General features: G+C 49.6%; 15 protein-coding genes. 12 read left to right on the top strand and 3 right to left on the bottom strand.

Annotated features, from left to right (window positions below):
• Positions 1–29 precede the first annotated feature (29 nt).
• Positions 30–1,148 (bottom strand): efflux RND transporter periplasmic adaptor subunit, encoded by a 1,119-nt coding sequence (locus EJV45_RS09300; RefSeq protein ID WP_129715400.1) that lies wholly within the window; start codon positions 1,146–1,148, stop codon positions 30–32.
• Between the two features lie 136 nt (positions 1,149–1,284).
• Entirely contained in the window at positions 1,285–1,824 is a 540-nt protein-coding gene (locus tag EJV45_RS09295; protein WP_129715399.1) for a hypothetical protein, read from the bottom strand.
• 100 nt (positions 1,825–1,924) lie between these two features.
• Between EJV45_RS09295 and EJV45_RS09290 the strand changes: the two genes are divergently transcribed.
• Positions 1,925–3,070, top strand: a complete 1,146-nt coding sequence (locus EJV45_RS09290) for an acyltransferase (RefSeq protein ID WP_129715398.1) — start codon at positions 1,925–1,927, stop codon at positions 3,068–3,070.
• A gap of 93 nt (positions 3,071–3,163) precedes the next feature.
• Positions 3,164–3,703, top strand: coding sequence for a hypothetical protein (locus tag EJV45_RS09285; RefSeq protein WP_205942357.1), 540 nt, complete (start codon positions 3,164–3,166; stop codon positions 3,701–3,703).
• A 49-nt stretch (positions 3,704–3,752) separates the two neighbouring features.
• Here EJV45_RS09285 and EJV45_RS09280 read toward each other — a convergent pair whose 3' ends face one another.
• A complete protein-coding gene (locus EJV45_RS09280) occupies positions 3,753–5,159 on the bottom strand; it encodes a sialate O-acetylesterase (protein WP_129715397.1) in 1,407 nt (468 codons plus the stop codon).
• A 119-nt stretch (positions 5,160–5,278) separates the two neighbouring features.
• Between EJV45_RS09280 and EJV45_RS09275 the strand changes: the two genes are divergently transcribed.
• The 10 genes from EJV45_RS09275 to EJV45_RS09230 all read left to right on the top strand — a co-directional run bounded on the left by EJV45_RS09275 (position 5,279) and on the right by EJV45_RS09230 (position 23,322).
• Entirely contained in the window at positions 5,279–7,702 is a 2,424-nt protein-coding gene (locus EJV45_RS09275; RefSeq protein WP_129715396.1) for an alpha-L-rhamnosidase N-terminal domain-containing protein, read from the top strand.
• 74 nt (positions 7,703–7,776) lie between these two features.
• Positions 7,777–10,704, top strand: coding sequence for a triple tyrosine motif-containing protein (locus EJV45_RS09270; protein ID WP_129715395.1), 2,928 nt, complete (start codon positions 7,777–7,779; stop codon positions 10,702–10,704).
• Between the two features lie 374 nt (positions 10,705–11,078).
• Positions 11,079–14,186 (top strand): TonB-dependent receptor, encoded by a 3,108-nt coding sequence (locus EJV45_RS09265; protein WP_129715394.1) that lies wholly within the window; start codon positions 11,079–11,081, stop codon positions 14,184–14,186.
• A gap of 35 nt (positions 14,187–14,221) precedes the next feature.
• Entirely contained in the window at positions 14,222–15,727 is a 1,506-nt protein-coding gene (locus EJV45_RS09260; protein ID WP_129715393.1) for a RagB/SusD family nutrient uptake outer membrane protein, read from the top strand.
• A 14-nt stretch (positions 15,728–15,741) separates the two neighbouring features.
• Entirely contained in the window at positions 15,742–16,590 is an 849-nt protein-coding gene (locus EJV45_RS09255) for a PKD domain-containing protein (protein ID WP_129715392.1), read from the top strand.
• Positions 16,591–16,629: 39 nt separating this feature from the next.
• Entirely contained in the window at positions 16,630–17,487 is an 858-nt protein-coding gene (locus tag EJV45_RS09250; RefSeq protein WP_129715391.1) for a family 16 glycosylhydrolase, read from the top strand.
• 16 nt (positions 17,488–17,503) lie between these two features.
• Positions 17,504–18,955, top strand: a complete 1,452-nt coding sequence (locus EJV45_RS09245) for a glycoside hydrolase family 30 beta sandwich domain-containing protein (RefSeq protein WP_240755239.1) — start codon at positions 17,504–17,506, stop codon at positions 18,953–18,955.
• A 34-nt stretch (positions 18,956–18,989) separates the two neighbouring features.
• Positions 18,990–20,441: a glycoside hydrolase family 30 beta sandwich domain-containing protein gene (locus EJV45_RS09240; RefSeq protein WP_129715390.1), complete on the top strand. Its 1,452-nt coding sequence runs from the start codon at positions 18,990–18,992 to the stop codon at positions 20,439–20,441.
• A 41-nt stretch (positions 20,442–20,482) separates the two neighbouring features.
• Complete coding sequence (locus EJV45_RS09235) at positions 20,483–21,532, top strand: glycoside hydrolase family 16 protein (protein WP_165305022.1); 1,050 nt, start codon at positions 20,483–20,485, stop codon at positions 21,530–21,532.
• A 14-nt stretch (positions 21,533–21,546) separates the two neighbouring features.
• A complete protein-coding gene (locus EJV45_RS09230) occupies positions 21,547–23,322 on the top strand; it encodes a cellulase family glycosylhydrolase (RefSeq protein WP_129715388.1) in 1,776 nt (591 codons plus the stop codon).
• Positions 23,323–23,325: the final 3 nt, after the last annotated feature.

Genomic DNA, 23,325 nt, shown 5'->3' with positions numbered 1-23,325 from the left:
CAGAACTGCTATGAATGATAAATTTTCGGTTAGTTTTTTACGAGAAGTTTTTCGGGTTTATGCGGAACCGGATTGATTTTCGCGCCGTCCCTGATGTTTTGTACACCTTCATAAACAATTCTGTCGCCCGGTTTCAGCCCGGAACCCACTACAAAAAACTCTGCCAGGCGCATGCTCGGAACAAAACTTTTCATGCTGACCTTGTTGTCTTTGCCGACGATGAATACATAGTTCTTGTCCTGAATCTCAAAGACCGATTTTTGTGGTACGAGCAGACATGTTTTGAGCGCCGAACGCAGCTGGACCTTGCCGGATGCCCCGTGCTTGAGTAAGTGATCAGGATTGGGAAAAACGGCACGGAAGGCAATGGAGCCGGTTCCGTCTGAGAAGGTTGATTCCTGTGTTTCGATGTGTCCTTTAAGCGGATATACAGAACCGTCTGCAAGCACCAGCGTCGTTTCCTTATTCGCATTAAACTGGCCTTTGCCATTTTTGACAAACTGCAGGTATTCGTTTTCAGAAACATCGAAATAGGCATACATTTTCCGGTTGTCTGACAGCGTTGTAAGCAGGGAGCCCTCAGAAACAAGGCTGCCGGATTTAAAAGGAATACGGTCTATGATACCTTCAAACGGCGCACGCACAAGCGAATACGACAGATGCTGCCGCGCGTCATCAATCTGTGCCTGCGCTTCATTCACCTTTGCACGTGCTTCATTCAGGCGGGCCTGTCCAAGATCAAGTTCAGAAGCTGAAATAACTTTTTTCTGAACAAGTGTTTTGATCCTTTCCAGATCCACTTCAGCGATCTTGATGGCCGACTGGGCGCTGGCCAGGCTGGCTTGTGCCTTGGCCAGGTCTATGCGGTATTCTTTGTCGTTCATTTTAAACAGAAGCTGGCCCTGCTTTACTTTCTGACCTTCATCGACCATGATCTTATCAATGAATCCCTGCATCCTTGCGCGGATCTCCACGTTTTTTCCTGCCTGTATGTCGGCAACATAATTTGTCTTAAGCGCAGTATCAGTATGGTGTAGCGCCACAACCGGCACTTCTGTAATCTCAGCAGTTTGTTTTTCTTCGTTTTGGGGACTGCAGGCTGCAAGTAATGCCGCCATAGCCACGCCGGCAAACCAGTAATTTTTCATTAAAATCTTTCTTTAGGCACGATTGTGTGCCGGTTTCATCTGTTATTATGTTGCTTGGGGACAAAAGCCTGACGTGCAGGTTGCATGTGCGACCTGGACAGACTATAGTTACGGGATGTTGCAGATGAAAGCCCGGCTAAAAAATAGCCAGCCGGTAAAGAAAAGAATGCTGTTCGGATAGAAAAAACGGAGTCTCGTAATTGGTGCAGAGACCGGTTAGCAGCGCATGCGCATAACAAACCGTCCTGGCGTATAAAACATGGTCATGATTGCCTTCTATGAGCCGGTGTATTTTCCGGCGGATAACGGGCCGCTTTTGATGCACCAGCGATTTACCCGCCCTGATCATGTCAACTTCCTGGGCGCTTTCAAGGCTCTCAACACTCTCAACGCTCTCAGTGCGCTCATCGCTCAGCTGAATTGAACCGGCACCGTTTGCGATTCCCGGCTGAACCAGCCAATCAGGTCTTCTGTAATCGTTCGCTTCCGAAACCCGGGCACCGAACAGAGAAACCGCAAAAAGCAGTAGAAATTTCAGGCTGATAGAAGATGTGAAACGTTTAACAAGCATTTCCAGGTTCTGTGGTGCGGCAAATATAAAATTTTTTGTCCGCCGGAGGCTGAAGAATGCTTGTAACAGATTTGTAAGGTTATACAATAATCTGTTTGTAGCCATGTATCGGTTGCGAATCGCTCATTTTCGCATTGAAGATTGATGCAACTTTATTAATTTTCAGGGGTCTTTTAAGACGGGGGTCAATAACAGAACTGATAACATGAATCATGCTCTTTCCCGCAATCACTGGATTGATCACCTGCGCGCTTTTATTACCCTGCTGGTCGTTGCACACCATGCCGCTATGGCTTATGCAGGTTTCGGGTATTTCAACACATCGCTTTACATCGCATCGACGCATCCGGTTGTAGACGCTGCCCGTAGCCAAAACTTCGACATCTTTATCGGCTTCAACGACGTTTTCTTTATGCCGTTGATGTTTTTTATCAGCGGACTCTTTTTTTGGGGCGCTTTACAGCGGCGGGGGCGCGGCGGACTGTTCAGAGAGCGTATGCGGCGTTTGGGACTGCCCTTTGTGCTTGCTGAACTGATTGTAATTCCAATCGCGTATTTTCCGGCATGGCTCCAGGCCGGTGGAAGCATGGATGCAGCGGCATTCCTTACCGACTATCTTTTTCATCAGCAGTGGCCGGTTGGGCCGCCATGGTTCATCTGGCTGCTGCTTGCGTTTAATCTTCTGATACTGCTGTTGCCAGGCAGATCAATTCAGATACTTTCCACAAATCTGGCGAATAAACCCCGGGCAGTCCTGGCGCTTTGGCTGCTGTTATCTTTGCTGTCTCTGGTGCCGCTCAGCTTATGGCTTGGCCGGTATACATGGACAGGGTTTGGACCCTTCGACTTTCAATTAAACCGGGTAGTCTTTTACTTTCTCTTTTTTCTCATGGGCGCCGTATTGGGAGCCTGCAACTGGCAGCGTATACTATTTAACAATAATTCGCTTGCCGGGGCTTGGGGCCTGTTTTGGGCGGTGCTGTCTGCGGGGCTGTTTATCTTATTACAGGCCATGACCTATAGGGGCTGGGCGGGAGAGCGTGGCCTGAGCGCCGCATTGTTCTTTGAAATTCTTTATGTTGTGCTGTGCCTTACAACCTGTATCGCATTGCTGTCACTCTTTCGCAGCTACGTTGCGCAAACTGGTCACATCTGGCAAAGCTTAAGTGCCAATGCCTATGGCATTTACCTTTTTCATTATCCTTTCCTTATCTGGTCCCAATACATGCTATTGTCCGTATCAATGTCTGCTGCCGCTAAGTTTTTATTTGTTTTTGCCATCGCATTGGGAGGCAGCTGGGGCCTGACAGCGCTCTTGCGAAAGTCTTCTGCAATGGCCCGTCTAATCTGAGCCGGATATAAACAGCCCGGGTCAGCGGCGTTCGCATTTTTACAATTATCCGTACCGGTAAATCGTGTTATCTGCTTCTTAAATGAAAATGATATGAACACGCTTACATCAAAACAACAGCAGCCGAAAGCAAATAACCGTTCCTGCCGACCAGGTACTGTTTTCCTGGTTGTTGCCTCGCTTACAGCGCTTTGTTGCAAGCTTGCTGCGTGCCGCCACGATACAGCTGAAGCCGGTAGTTCTGAAACACATCTCGAAGAAGCCAAACGAGCCATTGCTGCCAGCAATGCATTATATTTTCAGTCGTTCGTGAGAAATGAACCTGGTATTTTCATAGACCGGTACGCAAAAGACTGCTGTATCATGGCGCCGGGGCTGCCCGCTATGTGCGGTCAGGAGGCTCCGCTGAAATTTTTCAGACAGGCTTACGAAGAGGCCGGGTTGAGAAACGGCCGGTTCATAACCACTGGCATATACGGCAATGGAAAAGAGTATGTCACCGAAGAAGGACGCTGGCAATCTTTTGATAAAAACGGAAGACTCTTTGATGATGGCAAGTTCCTCGTTTTATGGAAAAAGACACCTGGAGGATGGAAAATGTTCAGAGATTCTTTCAGCAGCAACAGGAAGTAAGCAAGAAGGTGATAAGCATCCGCCGTTGGCGAAGTGCTCAGGTATCCCTTTACTGTTCTTTTTCCTCAACGATCACCTGTGTATCGCTTCTGAAAGGGATCAGCGGCAATCCCTCTTTCGTTTGTATGTTGCCGGGGCGGGTATTACTAAACCCGTAACGCACGTATTTTGGCTGGCTGAGCTGAGCGCTTGTAACTTCAATGCTGTTTTTTGATACCCGCGCAACAGCCGGGAACCAGTTTCCCGTCTCATCGCCCAGCATAAATCCGGCAGCGTCCCTGCCTGAGGCCCGCAAACCGGAGCCGGCGTTACCCACACTGATGCGGATTTTTGATTTCAGTACCTGGACATTGGTTACCTGCGGATTCCTGTAAGTGATGCCCGGAACGTTGTAATGATCGCCCAGGGCCCAGGCAGCAAGGCGTTCGCCCACGGGTTTTTTGTGAGAGGGGTGTATGTTCGCTGCCGAGTCGATCAGATCCGTTGTCACGACCATGCCGGTTCGTGCATGTGCCATGCTGCGTGTCTGTGCTTCCTGAAGCAGCGCGCCCTGGAACTTGTTCTCGTACGTATGCGGCGCAATCTGTACATAATAAAACGGAAAGGGCTTGGTCCATGCTTTTCGCCAGGCATCGATCATCGAGGTAAACAGCTTTTCATAGCTGCCATACGTTTTTACATTGCTTTCTCCCTGGTACCAGATAACCCCTGCAATATTTGCTTTCGTAAGCGGGGCAATCATGGCATTGTAGGCGGCTCCCGGCACAGTTGGCCAGCCTGGGTTTGCTTCCAGCGCAGCTGCCGCCGCCCGTAGTTCGGGGTCTTCGTTCACCAGGGCTGCAGGTGTCCAGGCTTCGGCAGGCGTGCCACCCCAGCTGGCATTGACGAGGCCGATCGGAACGTTAAGCTGTTTCTGTAATCGTTTTCCAAAAAAGTAGGCCACAGCGCTGAAACTTTTTAGTGTTTCCGGCCCTGCAATGGTCCATTGTCCTTTCACATCATCCTGCAGGTGCGCCGATCCCGTTTTAGGGACATGGAAAAAACGAATATTTCCGTTGGCAGGCAGCGAAAGTTCTGCAGCGATATCTTTCTCGCCGTGATTAAAACTCCACTCCATGTTCGACTGACCGGAACAGAGCCAGACTTCGCCAATCATCACGTCACTCAATTTCAGTGTCTCGTGCGTAGTTATTTGGATATCATATGGCCCGCCGGCCGCCGGTGTTTTCACTTTTACTTCCCAGAATGCAAAGCTGCTTGTTTTCGTTCTGACAATCTGCCCGTCCCAGCCGGTCGTTACAGACACGTCCTGTCCGGGTGAGGCCCAACCCCACAATCTTACCGAATCTTGCTGCTGCAGGACCATCCCGCTGCTGATAAATGCCGGAAGCCTGAGCTGTGCACGCAGTATCGTACAGGTAAGCAGCATACAGAAAAGAAGCGATAATTTTTTCATGTCAGTTTCGAATGGTGATAAAAATAGATGAAAGCGCGTGATTGTCAAAAAAATCGCCGGCAATCTGCCAGGGAAATGTACCTGAATATGCTAAATTAGATACAACCAGAAATAAACCTATGAAAAGCCTGTTTATTGCCGCATACCGGGCCACGCTCTGTTTGCTGCTGCTTAATATGTTCAGCTATGCGCAGGAAACCCGGATCCCCACGCCTGATGCGCTCGCCGCTCCCAACGCGCTCAACGCCAAACTGCGAAAAGGCGACTGGTCCGCCAGATGGATCACCTGTCCGGATATCTCAGGACGCGCTTATGGCGTTTACCATTTCCGAAGGCAATTCGATCTGGCAACAAAGCCGAAGGATTTTACCGTGCATGTAACCGCCGATAACCGGTACAGGCTTTTTGTAAACGGACAGCCCGTTGGCCGCGGTCCGGCGCGCGGCGACTTGTATAACTGGAATTTCGAAACCTATGACCTCGCTCCGTATTTGCGCCCGGGGACCAATGTCGTCGCAGCAGTGGTCTGGAACATGGGCGAGCATGCCCCGGTTGCACAAATTTCTAATCAAACGGCATTTTTGCTGCAGGGTAATGATGCCGAAAGCACAAAAATCAATTCAGACAGCAAGTGGAAGGTTACACAGAACAATTCGTACCAGCCTTGCGGAGCCGATATGGGCAGTATCCTGCGGAGTTATGTCGTGGTAGGCCCGGGCGATGATGTAGATGCCTCCCGCTATCCATGGGGTTGGGAACAGTCTGGCTTTGACGATTTGCGGTGGTCTTCCGCAAAGATCATGTCTGCACCGGTCGCATTTTTTGGTTACGGCACAGATAACCTCTGGACACTTACACCACGCAACATCCCAATGATGGAAGAGTCGGTTCAGCGAATGAAAACCGTCAGGCGAAGTGCAGGACTAAGCAGCTCCGATCATAACTTTCTGAAGGGTAGTTCTACCTATATTCCCGCAAGCAAAAAAGTGAGCATCCTCATTGATCAGGGTTTCGAAACAACGGCATACCCTGTCATGAAGACGAGCGGAGGCAAAGAGAGTACAATAAAGCTCACTTATGCCGAGGCACTTTTTGATTCCCGGGGAGAAAAGGGAAACCGCAATGATATAGCGGGCAAAAAGCTTATCGGTTTGTTTGATGTTTTTAAGCCTGACGGCGGAAAGGACCGCGTTTTCAGCCCGCTGTGGTTTCGTACCTATCGTTATGTTCAGCTGGATATCGAAACCGGATCGTCGCCACTTGTTCTTGAAGACCTTCATGGCCTCTATACAGGCTATCCTTTCAGACAACAGGCTGCTTTTACCAGCAGCGACACCAGCCTGACCGCTATCTGGGAAACCGGCTGGCGTACCGCCCGCCTTTGTGCCGGCGAAACTTACTTCGATTGCCCCTATTACGAGCAATTGCAATATGAAGGTGACACCCGCATCCAGGCGCTTATTTCCCTGTACAATGCCGGCGATGACCGGCTGATGCGGAAAGCCATCAATGACTTCTACAACTCCAGGGTACCCGAAGGCCTTACACAGGGCCGGTACCCCAGCAGCCGCCTCCAGGTTATTCCGCCTTTTTCGCTCTTTTGGGTGTCCATGCTGTATGATTACTGGATGCACCGGCAGGATGACCGGTTCCTTAATACGTATCTGGATGGTGCTGCCAGGGTACTGGACTGGTATGCAGCACATGTTGATGCCGATAAAAATATGCTTGGCCCAATGAAATGGTGGAACTTTACGGACTGGAACCATGCCTTTTCAAATGGTGTACCCGATGGCGCTACCGACGGCAATTCTGCCGTGATTACGCTTCAATATGCTTATACATTACAACAGGCAGCTGAACTTTTTGCCGGATTTGGACGCCAGGCAGATGCAGCGCGCTTTTCCAGGCTTGCCGTTCAACTGGCCAGAGGCACCTATAACCATTGTTTTGATCAGAAAAGAATGGTCATGGCAAATACACCTGAAAAAAAATCCTTCAGCCAGCACGCAGGAATCATGGCGATCCTGTCAAACGCGATTCCCGCAAAAGAACGTGAAACCGTACTTAAAGCCATTCTTGAAGATCCCGGATTAAGTCAGGCAACATTTTACTACCGGTTTTACCTGAGCCGGGCCATGATCTTGAGCGGCAGAGGGAACGATTATTATGCTCAGCTGGCACCGTGGCGGGGCATGCTGGCCAATGGTCTTACCACTTTTGCCGAAAATCCTGACCCGACCCGCTCCGATTGCCATGCCTGGTCAGCCAGCCCGAACTACGATTTCCTTGCAACGCTCTGCGGCATCATGCCCGCCGGTCCCGGCTTTAAAGAAGTCAGAATCGAACCCTTTCCCGGGCCGCTTACCGAGCTGCGCGGAAGCATGCCACATCCGGCCGGAACACTGCGTGTAGAGCTGAAAAGGAAAGGCGCAAAGGGTCTGGATGCGGTCGTAGAATTGCCTGCGGGTATATCAGGCAGTTTTGTCTGGAACGGACGAAGCATCAGGCTCGCGCCGGGCAGACAGGAACTTCACTTCTGACAGCTCTTGCCGATCTGTTGCCATTTGACTAGCTTAGTCCGACCAAATATGAACTGGTAAGGGGGATCCGCTTCATGAGACTATTTATTATTGCCGCTCTTTTATGGCTCGGTCCGGCAGGACTGTTGGCGCAGAATCAAATTGCGTCGCCGCTCATCATTAATCATGCTACAGAACAGTATAGCGGCAGTGTACAGAACTGGGATGTTGCGCAGGACCGCAACGGGGTACTTTATTTTGGCAACGGTCAGGGCCTGCTTAGTTATGATGGCAATTTCTGGAATCTGTATAAACTGCCCAACTCGACAGTAGTCCGCTCAGTCGAGATTGCGGCTGATAACAGGATCTATATCGGAGGCCAGGACGAGATCGGTTATTTCTCTCCCGATAACCGCGGTGTACTGCGTTACCATTCGCTTTTGCCGCTAATACCCACGGCAGAGCGGCATTTTGCTGACATCTGGGATATCGTGATCAGAAAAGATGAGGTGTTTTTCAGAAGCATCAACCTGATCCTGCGCTACAAAGACGGCCGGATCCAAACCTTTAAGCCGGAAACTGAATGGGGCTTTCTCGGTGCTTTTGGCGATAAGATCATCGCACAGCGCTGGCAAAAGGGCCTGATGCAGTTCGAAAATGGCTATTGGAAACCGTTCTCGCTCGCACCTGCCTTTCTGACTGCTGCAATTACTTCTATCATGCCTTACAGCCGGGACAGTTTGCTCGTTTCTACGCTTAAAGACGGACTTTTTCTGCTCGCTGAAAATGGCGGCTGCCGCCGGATGCGCACCCAGATCGACAACATGTTGTTCAAAGACCGTATATATAAAGGACTTCGGATAAATGCAGGGCAATATGCGATTGGTACAACTTCAGGCGGACTTCTTATCATTAACAAATCGGGGCAGCTTGTTCAGCGCTTTGCTTACCGCGAGGGCCTGCAGAACAACAACATCAGGGGGATGACGCTCGACCGGCAGCAGAATCTCTGGCTGGCTTTAAATGATGGTGTCGATTTTATTGCGGTTAACAGCGCTGTCAAAACCATCATTCCTGATCAGAACAAACAAATTACGGTTTACAGCTCGAGACTTTTTAACCAGCATCTTTACATCGGCTCTTCAAACGGCCTGTACGCAGCAAAGCTGGGTGCCCGTCCCGCCGATTTGAGCACGGCCAGGGGCATTTTTTCAGAAGTGAAAAATTCACAGGGCCAGGTCTGGAACCTTGATGAATTGAATGGTCAGCTCGTGATGGGGCATGAAGAAGGGTTTTTTACAGTAACCGCAAATCAGGCCAGCCAGGTCTATGCCTACCCCGGCACCTGGATGTTTCAGCCATATGCAGATTTTCTGCCCGCCAGTCAGATCATTGCAGGCACATATAAAGGTTTACAACTGATCCGCTTTGACAGGGGGAAGTTTACCAACGCAGGAGCCATACGCGGATTAACAGAGTCGCTGCGCTTTGTTGTTCTCGACAACGAAAAAAATATCTGGTCTTCGCATCCCTATCATGGTATCTATAAGATAGAGCTTTCGCCCGGGGGCACGGGCTTAAAAAGGCACACACTGTACACCGAAAAAGATGGTCTGCCATCTGGCCTGTACAACTATGTATACCGGATTAAAAATCGTGTTGTAGCGGCAACTTCGGCCGGCGTGTATGAGTACGATCAGAAAAGTAACCGGTTCATCCCTTTTCGTATGCTGAACGAAGCGCTGGCAGGACTTAAATTACAGTATCTCAAAGAAGACCGGTACGGAAACATCTGGTTTGTAACCGAGAAAAAACTTGGCGTGATGGACTTCGGCAGACCGTCAGGCAAACTCCCTTTTACGCTTACCTATTTTCCGCAGTTAAATGACAAGATTGTGGGTGGTTTCGAATCTGTTTATGTACTGGACAGCGCTAACGTGTTTGTTGGGGCAAACAAAGGGGCTTACCACATCAACTACAGCAAATACATCAATACGATTGCCGCGCCACAGGTTGCGCTGCGAAAAGTTCGCTTGTTCGGACGCGCAGACAGCACGCTTTTTGGTGGACACGATTTAAGTTTCGCCACCGCTGATAACGGAAAAAATGAAAAAGTATCTATAAAACTCAGTAATGAACTTAATTCCCTGCACTTCGAATACAGTACCACGTTATTCGAATTTCAGCAAAACACCGAATACAGTTTCAGGCTGAAGGGATTTGATAAAAAGTGGTCAGCCTGGGGAAAAAAAGCTGAAACCGATTATACAAATCTATCTGCCGGCAGCTACACGTTTGAAGTGAGATCACGCTACCATTTGGGCAATGAATCGGCAATTGCCGCATACAGTTTTGTCATTATGCCGCCCTGGTATGCTACGTGGTACATGAAGTTGCTCTATGTGCTGATCGCTGCCGGAATACTTTTTCAGCTATTCAAATGGCAGCGAAAAAAACACCTTCGCGCGCGTGACCGCCTCAGTTACCTGCATCAGCTGGAACTGGACCGGAATGAAAAGGAGATTGTGCGCCTGCAATACGAAAAACTGGAGGCTGATGTAGTGCATAAAAACAAGGAACTTTCAACAGCAACCATGCACCTGGTAGAAAAAGGTAAGGTGCTTTCAAAAATTAAAGAAGTATTGTCTGCGGCGGCGCGCAACAACGAGATCAGCCAGAGCTCTACAGCTTTCAGGCAGCTCGTCAGGCTCATTAAAGACGTAGAAAAAGGAGATCAGGACTGGGATCATTTTACCCGGCATTTTAATAATGTAAATGAAGACTTTTTCAAAAAGCTGAAGGCTAAGTTCCCCGATCTCACACCGAACGAACTCAAGCTCTGTGCATACCTGAAAATGAATCTGTCCAGTAAAGAGATTGCCCAGCTGATGAATATTACCAGCAAAGCGATCGAAGTTAGCCGCTACCGGCTGCGCAAAAAACTACAGCTGGATTCAGAAACAAACCTTTATGATTTTCTGCTTTCTGTAGGTGAAGTTCCTAACGTACCGGGAGAACAATAGCAAAACGGGTAACTTTTCGGCGTTTTTCACGCCGTGATATCTCATGATTTTGTGCAATACGCCAGGTAATTCACTACATCAGTTCAACTAGCAGAAATTGCTAAAACGATTTAAAATTCACGTTTTAGCATTGGTGAACATATTAACATTCGAATGTAAGTCTTATTAGTAAATTGTTAATAATCAACATTTTACCCTGTGTCTGTAGTGCTGATGTAGTGCCGTCTAAATGCCGTTGAGGGTGTAAAAAGCTTCGCAGTAGGATACATGTAGGGCTTTCAAAAAAGTCAAAGCCCTGAATACGCTCATAGATTTGAGAAAGGCAATGCTCCCCGCTTGCCTAAACAAACCCCATTACTAACCAAATAATTATTATGAGCAAAAGAATTACTTATCTTTTCTTCTTTACACTTTTATTCGTCTGCCCTGTGAGCCTGATGGCGCAGGAGCTGGCGGTAAAAGGAACGGTAACGGAAAAATCGAGCGCAATGCCGCTCCCCGGTGTAACGGTCCGGGTAGAAGGAACCAACCGGGCTGTGGCAACCGATGCCCAGGGTAACTACAGCATTGCTGTTCCCTCAGCCGGAAGCCGCCTGGTATTCAGTCAGACCGGAATGCTTACACAGTCGCGTGCGGTAACAGCTGCAGGCACAATCGACATCGTACTTGACAGCGATCCGAAGCTTCTCAATGATGTCGTTGTAGTCGGTTATGGTACACAGAAAAAAAGCGTTGTGACCGGCTCCATAACAAGTGTAAAAGCTGCAGATCTTGAATCGATGCCGGTGAACCGTATCGAGCAGGCGCTGCAGGGCCGTACATCCGGTATCACCATTGCGTCGAGTTCAGGACAGCCGGGCTCGGGCTCAACAGTTCGTGTTCGTGGTCTGACGTCTTTCGGTAACAACGATCCATTGTGGGTAGTCGATGGCGTCGTTGTAGACAATGGCGGTATCGGTTATCTTAACCAAAGCGACATTGAATCGATCGAGGTGCTGAAAGATGCGGCATCGCAGGCCATTTATGGTGCCCGTGCAGCGGCCGGCGTTATCCTTGTTACAACAAAAAAGGGTAAAGAAGGCAAAACGCAGGTAAACTATAACGGCTTTTACGGCACATCCGCGCCCGCGCGAAAACTTAGCCTGTTAAATGCAGAACAGTATGCGGTATTGCGTAATGAAGCTTCTATTGCCGCCGGCGGTGCAGCCGTGTTTGCGAATCCTGCCTCGTTGGGACAGGGAACTGATTGGCAGGATGCCATTTTTAACAATGATGCGCGCCGCCAGACCCACGAGTTCAGTGTAAGCGGCGGAAATGATCGTTCGACCTTTTATGCATCTTTTGGCTACCTGGCACAGGATGGTATTGTGGCAACGGATATCTCGAAATTTAACAGAACAAACGTTCGTTTGAATTCTGAGCACAAATTGACCAAATGGCTTAAACTTGGTCAAAACCTGGGTTATTCGCATGATAAGAGTATAGGCCTGGGCAATACCAACAGCGAATTTGGTGGCCCGCTTAGCTCTGCGATTAACCTTGACCCGATTACGCCGCTGGTAGAAACGAATCCGGCGAGGGCAGGTGCCTATGATCAGCGTTCCGTACGCAACGAGCTGGGTTTTCCCTATGGCATTTCACCAATCGTGGGTCAGGAAATGACCAATCCGCTCGCCTATATCCAGACGCGCCTTGGTAATTATGGCTGGTCTGACAACTTTGTGGGCAACGCGTACGCTGAAGCTGAAATCATTAAGGGACTGCGGATTCGCTCTACCCTGGGCGGTAAACTGTCTGTTTGGGGCGGCGAAAGTTTCACCCCGGTATTTTATCTGAACGCTACGAACATATCAAGCCAAACCTCCTTTTCGCGTTCAAACAATAAGGGCCTTGCCTATAATATCGAGAATACGGTATCATATACCAGAGATATTAACAAGCATAACATTTCGGTTCTCTTAGGCCAGGGTGCTTACCTGGACAACCGCACAACCGGTACAAGCGTGAATTTCTTCAACATCCCGGTTGATAACTTTAAAGATGCGTCGCTGAACTACAAGGTTCCAACGGCACAGCGCAGTTCAGACGGTTATGAAAACCCCGATCATACGGTTAACTCCTTATTTGCAAGATTGAACTACAATTACGCTGAAAAGTATCTCGTTACGGGTATTATCCGCCGGGACGGCTCATCACGCTTTGGTTCAAACAATAAATATGGCGTTTTCCCATCATTCTCACTGGGGTGGGTCGCTTCTCAGGAAGATTTCTGGCCGCAAAACAATATTATCAATACCCTGAAGATCCGCGGTGGTTACGGGGTGGTCGGTAGTGATGCCATTGGTGATTTTGCATTCCTCTCAACGATAGGAAGCGGCAGGAACTATACGCTTGGCACATCCGGAAGCTACGATATCGGCTACAGCCCCAACGCGCCTTCTAACCCGGATCTGCGCTGGGAAGAAACGAGTCAGACCAACATCGGTTTTGAGGCCACCATGTTTGATAAACTATCCCTGTCTTTTGACTGGTACCGCAAAAAAACAAGTGGAATCCTGCAGCGTGTTCAGATACCCGGTTACGTTGGCGCCATTGATAATCCTTTCGGGAACGTAGCAGACATGCAAAACTCTGGTGTGGATCTCGAACTTGGCTATAAAAACCGGTTCGGCGCCTTTGACTTTTCGGTTAATGGTAACGTTTCTTACCTGAAAAATGAGGTAACGTTCCTGGGTAACAACATTACTTTCCTTTCAGGCGGAACCGGCTTTCAGGCCAGCACTTATCCTATTACCCGTACAGCGCTTGGCGAGGCAGTGAATTCGTTTTATGGCTTCCAGACACAAGGTATTTTCCAGAATCAGGCAGAGATCAATAACTACGTCGGCGCTAACGGAGCCATGATCCAGCCAAGCGCCAAACCAGGCGATTTCCGCTGGCAGGACACCAATGGCGACGGAAAAATCACTGATCTAGACCGTGTATTTATCGGCAACCCGACACCAGACTGGTCATACGGTCTGACCTTTAATGCCGGATGGAAAGGCATCGATCTGACCGTTTTCGGACAGGGTGTTGCAGGCAACCACATCTTCCAGGGATTGCGCAGGCTCGATGTTGCCAATGCAAACTACCAGACAAAAGCGCTTGGCCGCTGGACCGGTGAAGGTTCGTCAAACAGCTTTCCGCGTCTTGTAAACGGGGATCCGAACGGGAACTTTACCAACCCTTCAGACTTTTACCTGGAGAAAGGGGATTATTTCCGCATCAAGGTACTTCAACTGGGCTACACCTTCCCTCAGAAAATTTCGGGAAAACTCGGTCTGAACCGATTAAGGGTTTACGGTATGAGCGAGAACCTGTTCACGTTTACCAAATACACCGGTTACGATCCGGAAATCGGCGGTGGCGTACTTAGTATCGACCGCGGTATTTATCCGCAGGCACGCTCATTTATGTTCGGTCTGAACATTGGTTTTTAATACATACGAGAAGAAGATTTCATAAAAATATTCAGATGAAAAATTTAGTAAAATATTCGGTAGTGGTGCTTCTTGGCGCACAACTGGTTGTTTCCTGCAAAAATTTCCTTGAGGTAAGTCCGAAGGGAACCATGCTCGAATCAAATTATTACCGCAATCAATCAGAGGCTTACAACGGGCTGGTGGCTGTTTACGACGTGCTGGGCTGGCAGGGAAATGGTTATGTATCAAAAATACCTGCGGCAAATTCGGCATCAGATGACCATTACGCCGGCGGCGGAAGTTCTACCGACATCAATGCATTCCAGGTGTGGTCAAATTACACGCTCAATGCGGCAAACGGCCCGCAGGAAGAGCTTTGGCGCAAAGGCTATTCAGGGATTTTTCGCGCAAACGTATTGTTGTCGAAACTTGATGGCGTGCCTATGGATGCCGGTCTCAAATCGCGGTATGCAGCAGAAGCAAAAGCACTTCGCGCCTTCTTTTATTTCGACCTGGTCCGCCTGTTCAGAAACATTCCGCTTTTATTGACGGCGGTAGAAACATCACAGCTTTATAACGTGGAGCAAAGTACGCCTGCGGCTGTATATGCGCAAATTGAGAAAGACCTGAATGAAGCGATACCTGCGCTGCCGGTGACGGTTGCCCTTGCTACCGAGGGTGGTCGACTGTCGCAAGGGGCAGCAAAAGCCATTCTTGGTAAAGTGCTGCTGCAACAGGAAAAATTTGCTGCCGCCGCGGCAGCGTTTCAGGATGTAAACGGCACACCAGGCACCACCAGCCAATATGGTTACCGTCTTCTGGCCAATTTTGCCGACCTGTGGAACGTTAATAATAAGTTTAATACCGAATCGATCATTGAACTGTCGGCAACAACGACCTCTGCCGGCGACTGGGGCTGTGCAGCCTGTACCGAAGGTAACCATATGAATATTCTGGTCGGACCACGGGGTTACAAGCCTGGCGCCAATGCCCCGGACTATGTTTCGGGCTGGAGTTTCAACCCGGTAACAAAATCACTGTTTGATGCCATTCACTTCGATCCGCGTAATAAGGCAACCATTGCTAACCTTGACAGCCTGAAAGCAGTAGGCGCAGCCGATTACGAACCTGGTTATATGAACACCGGTTATTTCCTCGAAAAATTTGCAGGCCGCGAAAAAAACAAGACAACCGGAGCCGGAGCGAAAGAGCTCAACTTTGGTCAGAATATGTATGAGATCAGGCTCGCCGACACCTACCTGATGGAAGCAGAAGCATTGCTGCGTGCCGGAACACCCAACACGCGTGCTGCTGCCCTGTTTAATGCGGTTCGTGCCCGCGTAGGCCTGAACCCGCTTCCTTTAAATATGGACAACCTGATGAATGAGCGCCGTCTGGAGCTGGCAGGTGAAGGCCATCGCTGGTTTGACCTGGTTCGTACCGGGCGCGCGCCGGCCGTATTGGGTGCAAGGGGTTTCATAGCAGGCAAACATGAGGTGTTGCCAATCCCATTGCGCGAGCTTGAAAACACAAAATTGAAACAGAATCCAAACTATTAATCCGCAGCAGCATTATGAAATTCAGCGATATAAAATATACTGCACTGGCAGCACTGCTGTTCGGCGCAACTTTCAGCGGCTGTAAGCCGGAAGAGTTCGGCAATGGAAACGGGCTGTCCTCAACACCCCCTGCAACATTCACGGTTACACCGGTACAAGGCAAAACAAATACGTATGTGCTTAAATCAAATACTGATGTAGTCGGTGTGCGCTGGGACCGTGGCGACGGCAGCGGTTCTGCAAACGGCAAAATGATCGATACCGCGTTTTATCCCGATGCAGGTAAATACAAGATTACCCTGACAACCATCGGCAAAGGCGGCTCTACAGCCAGCACCTCGCAGGACGTTACCGTTACCAGTTCTGACCCGGTTGCGGGAAACCTTGTGCAGGGCGCAAGAATGGAGGCCGGCGACGACGCAAAATGGACGCGGTTGAATCTGACTCCCGGCGTAACCTGGACCATGGCAAACGGGAAAATGACCGCTGCCGGCGGTAACAACGGTCAACAGGGCATTTACCAGGCTATTGACGTGGTAGGCGGAAAAAAATACAAAGTAGATATGGTTGTTTCGGGCAGCGGTGCTACAGATACCTGGTTCGAGGTATATGTTGGTACAGCAGTGCCGGTACAGGGATCAGACTACAACGCCGGTGGCTCACGCATTGCCCTGAATACATGGGCAGGCTGCGGCAAGGCTGCTTTCAGCGGCAAGTTATCGGCTCTTTCCTGCAGCGGCAGCGGCAACACCGTAACCTTCCCGCAAAGCGGAAAAGTGTACCTGGTCATACGTACCGGCGGTGCCAACCTGGGAACTTCGGGCATCTCGATTACCAATGTTGAGTTCAGAGGAACAAATTAATAACCTGGCCGCAGCCATGCTGCGGCCAATATTTACCGTATGAAGAAGAGACTTAACATGATGCTTGGGTTCGCCCTGCTCGCTCTGGCCTGCAGCAAAGACCCAGGTACAGAAGGGCAGGAAAGGTTTGAATTCCCCGGACCACCGCAGGACAAAGGCTGGGCTTTTGAGAGCAGTCCAACCTGGGGAGATGAATTTACCTATTCCGGGGCGCCCGATGCTACAAAGTGGGATTATGACATCGGCGGATCTGGATGGGGGAACAACGAGTTACAGTATTATACCAACAGTACAGCCAATGCCGTGGTTGCCGACGGCAAACTGAATATCATCTTGAAAAAGGAAAACCTGGGTGGGCGGAGCTACACATCGGCCAGGGTGGTAAGCAGGGGCAAAGGCGATTTCCTTTATGGTCGCTGGGAAATCAGCGCGAAACTACCCCGAGGCAAAGGAACCTGGCCGGCGCTCTGGATGCTGCCAACAGAACGCGCCTATGGCGACTGGCCGAAATCGGGCGAGATCGATATTATGGAACATGTTGGATACGACCAGGATGTTGTGCATTTCAGTACACATACCGAAGCTTATTACTTTCGTATCAATACCCAAAAAACGGCTACCCGAAAGCTCGACAAAGTATCTGACACCTTCCACAAGTACCGGGTAGACTGGACACCCTACGCCGTACGCGGCTATTTCGACGACGAAAAAGTTTTTGAGTTCGGTAACGAAGGCAAAGGATACGCCGTCTGGCCATTCGACAAAAAGTTTCACCTCCTGATGAATATCGCCTTTGGCGGTGACTGGGGCGGAGCGCAAGGTATTGCCGATGATAATCTTCCGCAAAAGCTAGAGATTGAATACGTGCGGTATTACAAGATGATTGAGAAACAATAACATATACCCACAACAAATGATATTAAGCCTGAGAAAAATGGCCATTAAGACAATGCTATCGATTGTACTGCTGTCGTTACTGAACTGCTCGAAATCGCCGGCACCCGAAAACCCGGTTAATCCGCCCGAGCCGGAGCCGCCCGTAGTCAGCTCAGACGTTGCTTTCTGGCTTACGCAGGGCGATGGGGTTGTAAAGTTCCAGAAGCAGAACGTAGCGCTGAATTTTAAAGATGGCACCGGGTCAGGCACAACGATAGAGGTAAACGATACCCGCACCTATCAGCAAATTGACGGCTTTGGCTATACGCTTACAGGCGGAAGCGCCATGCTGATCAATACCCTGCCGGAAGCTGCACAAAATGAGCTGTTGAAAGAACTTTTCAGCACAGATGGAATAGGCGTTAGTTACCTCAGGTTAAGCATCGGTGCATCAGACCTCAGCGCAAGCACTTTTACCTATAACGACATCGCCACAGGTCAGACCGATCCGAATATGGAACGGTTCTCGCTCGAACCCGAACGCAGGGACCTGTTGCCGGTGCTGAAGAAGATTGTGGCCCTGATGCCCGGTATTAAAATTATGGGTTCCCCGTGGACAGCACCCCTTTGGATGAAGACAAATAACAGTTTCGTAGGCGGCAGTCTTAAACCTGAGCATTATGCTGCATATGCAAAATATTTTGTAAAATATATTCAGCAAATGAAGGCAGAGGGCATCACCATCGATGCCATTACCCCACAAAACGAACCCCTGCATGGCGGAAATAACCCAAGTATGGTGATGCAGGCAGCTGAACAGGCAGATTTTATCAAGAACCACCTCGGGCCGGCCTTTGCCGCCGCCAATATCAAAACGAAGATCATTGTTTATGATCACAATGCCGACCGGCCGGATTATCCGCTCGCTATTCTGGCAGACCCTGAAGCAAAAAAATATGTAGATGGCTCTGCTTTTCACCTCTATGGAGGCAATATCAGCGCACTGTCGCAGGTTTACAATGCTCATCCCGACAGGAAGATCTACTTCACAGAACAATGGGTTGGCGGTCCGGGCAACTTCCAGGGCGACCTGCAATGGCATGTCGAAAACCTGATTATCGGTGCAACGCGAAACTGGAGCAGCAATGTGCTTGAATGGAACCTCGCTGCAGACCAGAATTACCGCCCGTATACGAATGGGGGCTGCAATTCATGCCTCGGGGCGCTTACCATTGCCGGAAGCGTATCAAGGAACGTTGCTTATTACATCATTGCCCATGCTTCGAAATTTGTCAGGCCCGGCTCCCTGCGTATCGAATCGAACATGGCAGGCACCTTGCTGAACGTGGCATTCAAAACGCCCGATAACAAAAAGGTACTGATCGTATTAAATAAAAGCACAACTCCCGAGACGTTCAACATCAGGCACAACGGCCGGTACATTACGACCACGCTTCCAAATGCCGGTGTAGGTACCTATGTATGGTAGTTAAAACGCAGACGGCAACTAAACCGTAACACAAATGAAAACATCAATATCACTGGCAGCGGTCATCTTATGTACACTGCCCTTATTCGCGCAGCAGAAGGCAGCGGGCTACGATCCCGCTACAAAAAACGCTGCCGTTTTTACAACAGCAAAAGATACAAAACAGCGCCTGGCGGCAGATGGTAAGCTTACCTTTACGACGTTTAAACAGCCGCTTGAAACAGAAGTCTGCGTCTTTATTGACCCGTCGAAAACCTTTCAGCAGTTAACAGGCATTGGCGGTACCATTACCGATGCTGCTGCAGAGACATTTGCAAAATTACCAAAAGCGGCACAGGAAGAGTTTCTGAGGGCTTACTATGACAGAAAAGATGGCATCGGGTACAGCTTCGCCCGAACAACCATTCACAGCAGCGACTTTGCCAGCGGATCTTATACCTACGTTCAGGATAATGATCCGGAATTAAAAACGTTCAGCGTTGCGCATGACCAGACGTACAGAATTCCGCTGATAAAAAAGGTGATTGCGGCTGCGGGCGGCTCACTACCGCTGTTTGTAAGTCCGTGGAGCCCGCCTGCCTGGATGAAAACCAATAACAGCATGCTGAAGGGTGGAAAGCTGAAGCCGGAGTTCCGCCAGAACTGGGCGAATTATTATGTCCGGTTTATTCAGACGTATGAGAAACTCGGTATTCCGATATGGGGACTTACCGTGCAAAACGAACCTATGGCAACGCAGCGCTGGGAATCCTGTATTTACACAGCAGAGGAAGAACGCGATTTTGTGCGTGAGTACCTGGGACCAACGCTGGCAAAAAATAAAATGGGCGACAAAAAACTGATCGGCTGGGATCACAACCGCGACCTCGTACAACAGCGCGCCAGCGTGCTGTTCGGCGATCCGGAAGCGGCAAAATATTTCTGGGGAATTGGTTTTCACTGGTATGAGACCTGGACTGGCAGCGACATGTTATTCGGTAACCTGCGCAGTGTGCATGAAAGTTTCCCTGAAAAAAACCTGATCATGACAGAAGGCTGCGTGGAGAAATTCAACCTGGATGAAGTGAACGACTGGAGGCTCGGCGAAAGGTATGGCTACTCACTGATTAACGATTTCAATGCCGGCACAGTTGCCTGGACCGACTGGAATCTGCTGCTTGATGAAACCGGCGGCCCGAACCATGTCGGCAACTTCTGTTTTGCACCGGTACATGCAGACACGCGCAGCGGCAAACTGATCTACACCAATTCATATTATTACCTGGGCCATTTTTCAAAATACGTACGGCCCGGTGCTAAGCGTGTAGCTACATCTGCAAACCGCGACAACCTGCTCACAACGGCGTTTTTAAATACCGACGGCTCCCTTGCCGTGGTTGTCATGAACAAAACGGACAAAGATCAGCCTTACAAACTCTGGATAAACGGCAAGGCAGCTGATGTTGCGGGTAAAGCACATTCAATCAGCACCATTGTATTGCGCTGATGTTAAAAAGGATTTATCGTATTTTTCCAGTATGCTGCGCAATGCTCCTGTCATGCAGTACAGGGACAGAGGTTATCCCGGAACCGGAGACACTGCCACCGCCCCAGGTGCCCGACCAGCCCGTGATCATCTATCCCGGATATGAACTTGCCTGGCACGATGAATTTAACGGTACGGCGATCGACGAGACAAAGTGGACGCTGGAAACGGGAACCGGTGTAAATGGAGATTTTGGCACCGGCCAGTTGGACCGCGCTACCGGCAGGGCGGAAAATGCACGGATTGAAAAAAATGTTGAACAAGCCGGAAGTTGTCTGGCGGTTTCAACCAGGAAAGAGCAATACCAGGACCGTAACTATACCAGTGCACGCTTAAATACCCGCGGTAAGGCTGCATTTGGCCCGGGCTACCGGATAGAAGCACGCATCTGGGCGCGCGATGTTCGCTTCAAAGGTCAGGGATTCGCTTTCTGGCTGATGCCGGAAGAGAAAACTGCAGCGGGTCAGGATTTGATGTGGCCCCAGGGTGGTGAAATTGATATTATGGAATATGTCGGCTCAGTCCCATATCATAACCTTGGCGGATTGCATTATGCCTGGTTCTGGGAAAACAACCAATACCGCGACTGGAATCATGCTCACAAAGCGACTTATTTTAGTTTTGCACAGAGCGAAGTGCCGGCTGTCAAACCTGCGTACGGAGGCTGGCCTGCCGTGGTGGGCAACCCTGATGCGGGAAGCAGCAGATTTTTCACTTACCGGGCCGACTGGCATGACGACCGGATTGAATTTAGTATCGATAACCAGGTTTACCACGTTCACTATTTTGACGACGGCAGGGCGTTTGATAACGGGAAACCCGATGGTCAGGATCAGGACGGATTGAAGACGATATCGGGAAAACGAACGTTCATTTCAGAATATTCGAACCATTTCACAGAATGGGATCCGTTTAGACACCGCTTTTATCTGATTCTTTCTGCGGGCGTAGGCGGCAACGACAACCAGACATATGGCGGCGCCATCGTGCCTGAAGCAATTTTTCCCTGTACGGTCTACGTAGACTGGGTAAGGGTTCATAAACGAATATAACAGCACACAAACAAATGAAAACGACAACAAAAACACTCCGGTTACCTGCCAAGCAGTTTCATTATATATTTCTTGCTCTACTCGGCACGCTTTTGCTTCTGAGCAGGGCGGCATACAGTCAGGGCTTTCTTCGCGCCGACGGCCAGCGCATTGTAAACGAAAAAAACGAGAATGTGCTGTTACGCGGCGTCGGGCTTGGCGGTTGGATGCTCCAGGAGGGTTATATGCTTCGCGTGAATGGTGAAGGGCAGCAGCATAAGATTCGCAAGCGGATAGAGGACCTCGTCGGCCCAGAGAAAACAAAAATATTTTACGAAAAGTGGCTTGCCAACCACACCACGAGGGCAGACATTGATTCAATGAAGCGCTGGGGTTTCAACTCTGTTCGGCTGCCTATGCATTATGCACTTTATACACTCCCGGTTGAAAAAGAACCGGTAAAGGGCAGGCAAACCTGGCTTGAAAAAGGCTTCGCCATGACAGATAGCTTGCTGGCCTGGTGCAAAGCAAACCAGATGTACCTGATTCTGGATCTGCATGCGGCGCCTGGCGGACAAGGAAACGATTTCAATATTTCTGATCGAGACCCGGCGGTACCTTCATTGTGGGACAGCGAAGAAAACCGGCAGAAAACTATCGCGCTGTGGCGGAAACTGGCGCAACGGTATGCAAATGAACCATGGATTGGCGCTTATGACATTATCAATGAACCGAACTGGGGCTTTACGGATCCGGCAGGTGATAAGAACGGTACTAAAGAAAAGCTGAATGCACCCTTGCAAAAGCTGTTGCAGGATATTACAAAAGCCATTCGTACGGTCGATAAAAAACACCTGGTTATCATAGAAGGAAACGGCTGGGGGAATAACTATAATGGGATTGAGCCTACATGGGACAAAAACATGGCCCTAAGTTTTCACAAGTACTGGAGCTTCAACGATGACGCATCTGCTGCGCAAATGCTGAAATTGCGCGAAAAGTACAACATGCCGGCCTGGCTGGGCGAAACCGGCGAAAATTCAAACGTCTGGTTTACCGAGGCCATTGCACTGTTCGAAAAAAACAATATCGGTTGGGCATGGTGGCCGCTCAAGAAACTTGGCGGCAATAATCCGCTGCAGATCCCCTCTAATGCCGACTATGACAAGATTACAGCCTTTTGGGGCGGTAGGGGCGATAAGCCCGATGCAGAGACGGCATGGCGCGGATTAAGCCGGCTGGCCGAAGACCTGCACATAAAAAATAACCTGGTGCAGTATGATGTGATCGATGCGATGCTGCGTCAGCCTCATTCATCAGAAACGCGGCCTTTCAAAGCGCATGTGCTTGAGCGCAAACTTGTCATGGCCGCAGCTGATTACGATCTGGGTAAAAATGGCTTTGCCTATTTTGATAACGATACGGCCGATTACCACGTATCTACCGGTAAAAACACACCGGGTAACCGAGGCCGTGCTTACCGTAATGACGGTGTAGACATTGCGATGAAAGAGGGTGGAATCACCTATGTTAATCACATTGAAAAAGGGGAATGGCTTGCTTACACCGTACAGGTAAAGGAGGGGGGCAGCTATAAACTTGTGCTTCGCGCTGAAAACTCTGAAGGTAAAGGCACGGCATCACTCTTACTTAACGGTATGCGGCTGGCAGGCGCTAAGCTGGAAAAAAGCCAGGGTAGCCCTGTCGTAACAACCATAGCAGGCATTGAGCTTGAACCCGGGACTCAAAAACTGGTTCTCAGGGCTGATGAAGGTGGATTCGATTTGTATACACTTGAGTTAAGCAAATAGCTC

The organism is Pedobacter sp. SYP-B3415 (assembly GCF_004138205.1).
Lineage (GTDB): Bacteria > Bacteroidota > Bacteroidia > Sphingobacteriales > Sphingobacteriaceae > Pedobacter.
Note: the sequence above shows the minus strand (reverse complement) of the source record. Positions and strands in the feature narration are given on the sequence as shown.